Source organism: Georgenia sp., from assembly GCF_054605595.1.
Window position 1 is genome coordinate 1 of the sequence record NZ_JBTSDU010000216.1, and the last position, 2,825, is coordinate 2,825.

Below are 2,825 nucleotides of genomic sequence, written 5' to 3' on the forward strand. Positions count from 1 at the left end.
AGCCAAAGGGTCGGGCTCGCTGGCGCGACCCCTGCATCCTCCGGCCGCGATGACTCCTCTCCGCACTGGCCGGATCCTCGGCATCTGGCTCGCCGCGCTCGGCGCCGAGCTGCTGCTGTGGTGGTTCTTCGTGCGGAGCTCGTATTTCCGTGAGCTGTTCATGCCGGTGACCGTGATGGTGGCGATCGCGGCGCTCGCGGCGACGGCGCGGGCAGTACGACGTCGGGAGCGGCAGCGGAGAGGGGGAGAGCGGCGCAGCGCGGACCGGAGGGACTAGGGAAGTGCGCTAGTGTAGTGATGCCGAAATAGCGTGCATAATCACGAAGTACGTGGTATCTTGTCGGCTATGCCACGTCCTATCCGCGTAACAAAATTGCGGCGCGGGGATCGCCGCCTTCTGGAGCAGTGGGTGCGCGCGCGGACCACGCCACGCCGGGTGTTGGAGCGCGCGCGGATCGTGCTGGCCTCCGCGGACGGGCAGGCGGGGGCCGCCATCTGCCGGCAGCTGGGCGTGTCGCGCCCGACCGTCAGCCGCTGGTTGGACCGGTACGAGGCCGAGGGCGCCGCCGGGCTCCTGGCGGATCGGCCCCGCCCGGGCCGGCCCAAGCAGATCACCCCGGCGATGGAGGCCGCCATCATCGAGGCGACGCTCCATACGCCCCCGCCCGACCAGGGCACGCACTGGAGCACCCGGGCGATGGCCGCGCAGGCCGGCGTGCACCAGTCCACGGTCTCCCGCCTCTGGCGCGCGCACGGCGTCAAGCCGCACTTGGTGGAGACGTTCAAGGTCTCGACCGATCCCGAGTTCGTGGCCAAGCTGCGCGATGTCGTCGGGCTCTATGTCGATCCGCCGAAGCGCGCCGTCGTGTTCTCCGTCGACGAGAAGAGCCAGATCCAGGCGCTGAACCGTACGCAGCCCGGGCTGCCCCTGAAGAAGGGGCGCGCGGGCACCATGACGCACGACTATGAGCGGCATGGGACGACGACGCTCTTCGCGGCACTCGACGTGGCCACCGGCCGCATTGAGCATGCCTGTCATCCGCGCCATACACGCGATGAATTCCTGCGCTTCATGACGCAGCTCGAACGCACGGTCCCGAAGGGTCAGGGCCTGCATGTCATCCTCGATAACTACGCGACGCACAAGACCCCGGAAGTCCAGGCGTGGCTCCGCCGGCATCCGCGCGTGCACTTCCACTTCACGCCCACCTCGGCCTCCTGGCTGAACCTCGTGGAGCGCTTCTTCGGCGAACTGACGACCCGCCAGCTCCGTCGCCTCGCCGTCACCTCCGTCCGGGAGCTCGAGCAGGCCATCGGCGACTACATCGCGCAGCGGAATACCGCCCCCACGCCCTTCACGTGGACCGCCTCGGTCCGACGGATCCTCGCGAAGGTCAAGAAAGCGAACGATACTTTGGCTTCACTACACTAGCGTCTGGGGATTGGCAGCGGAGCAAGGGGACTGGCGACTGGGGACTGGCGACGCCACTCGCGCCGTGGCCCCGGTGGACAAGGCCCCCCCCAGTCGCCAGAACCCCCGCTCCGCTGCCAATCGCCAGACGCCACGGGTGTTGTGACGTCGGGGAGCGATTTCCCTTCTTTCCCAAGATGCCGCACCGCGGCAACGTGGCGCCGTGCCTCGCGTGATCCGCCGCTATGGGAGCCGCAAGCTCTACGACGCGGCCGAGAGCCGCTACGTGGGCCTCGACGAGATTGCCGCGTGGATCCGCGCCGGCACCGAGGTGTAGGTCGTCGCCGCGCGGACGGGACACGACGTCACCGCCCTCACGCTGACGCAGATCATCAGCGAGGAGCAGCGGCGCGGCGTGTCTGGGCTCGGTCCCGACTTCCTGCACGAGGTGGTCCGGCGCGGGGGCGAGGCGCTCGTGCATGGCGTGGAACGGCTGGAGCATTCCGTCGAGCGGGCGATGCAGGCGTCGCTCGGCAGCGTGCGGCCGCTGCGCCATGCGCGGGCGGAGCTGGAGGCGCTGCAGGCCAGCCTGGGGGCGCTCGATCGCTCCCTGGCGATGCTCGAGGAGCGGGGCCGGGCCCCGCCGGAGTGACCGCGGATCGCAGGAGGGGGAGGGGGAGGGGGAGGAATGACCGTGACACGGAGGTACACATGTCGAAGATGACCAAGGCCAACGGGGGTCGGATGCTCACCACGCTCCCCGAGCCGGCGCGCGAGATCTGGTTCGCGGGGCTGGGGGCGGTGGCGATGGCGGAGAAGGAGGGGGGAAAGTTCTTCCGGCAGCTCGTCAGCGAGGGGAAGCGCTTCGAGAAGACCAACCTCGCGCGCGTGGAGAAGGGTTTCGACAGCGTCCTCACCACGGTGAACGCGCGGGTGTCGGACGTGCGCGCGATCCCGGGCGCGGCGATGGACCGCATGGGCGGTGTGGTGGATGACTCCATGACCGCGGTGCTGCACCGGCTGGGCGTGCCGACGAAGCGCGAGATCAGCGTGCTCACGCGGCGGGTGGAGGAGCTGACGCGCAGCCTCGAGTCGAAGCCGGCGCGTCCGCGCCGCGTCCCGGCGACGAGGCGGGCGCGCGCGACGAAGCGCGCGAAAGCCCCGCAGGCCACCACCTGACGGCCTGATCGCGCGGGCGAGTGGCCAGCCGGTCACGCGCCCCGCGGCCGCCTGACCAGGGAGGCAGTCGCATGACCAGCAGCCGGCGCGCGCGTAGACGGCGCCGGTTCGGCCTCGCGCTCGCGGGCGGGGGGCCGGGCGGCGCCGTCTACGAGATCGGGGCACTCCGCGCCCTCGAGGATTCCCTCGAAGGGCTCGACCTGAACGCGGTGGACAGCTACGTGGGGGTGAGCGC

The 2,825-nt window shown here is 70.5% G+C and carries 5 protein-coding genes; all 5 read left to right on the plus strand.

Going from position 1 to position 2,825, the window contains the following annotated elements:
* Positions 1–277: hypothetical protein (locus ACYC1Z_RS15020; RefSeq protein WP_461410316.1), on the plus strand; the 277-nt coding region annotated here is incomplete at its 5' end.
* Between the two features lie 69 nt (positions 278–346).
* Positions 347–1,432 carry an IS630 family transposase gene (locus ACYC1Z_RS15025; RefSeq protein ID WP_461410317.1) on the plus strand — a complete coding sequence of 362 codons (1,086 nt, stop codon included), beginning with the start codon at positions 347–349 and terminating at the stop codon, positions 1,430–1,432.
* A 202-nt stretch (positions 1,433–1,634) separates the two neighbouring features.
* The gene (locus ACYC1Z_RS15030) at positions 1,635–1,748 is read left to right on the plus strand and encodes a polyhydroxyalkanoate synthesis regulator DNA-binding domain-containing protein (protein WP_461410318.1); all 114 of its coding nucleotides are present in this window, start codon (positions 1,635–1,637) and stop codon (positions 1,746–1,748) included.
* A 78-nt stretch (positions 1,749–1,826) separates the two neighbouring features.
* Complete coding sequence (locus ACYC1Z_RS15035) at positions 1,827–2,063, plus strand: hypothetical protein (protein WP_461410319.1); 237 nt, start codon at positions 1,827–1,829, stop codon at positions 2,061–2,063.
* Between the two features lie 92 nt (positions 2,064–2,155).
* Positions 2,156–2,590: a phasin family protein gene (locus ACYC1Z_RS15040; protein WP_461410320.1), complete on the plus strand. Its 435-nt coding sequence runs from the start codon at positions 2,156–2,158 to the stop codon at positions 2,588–2,590.
* Positions 2,591–2,825 lie beyond the last annotated feature (235 nt).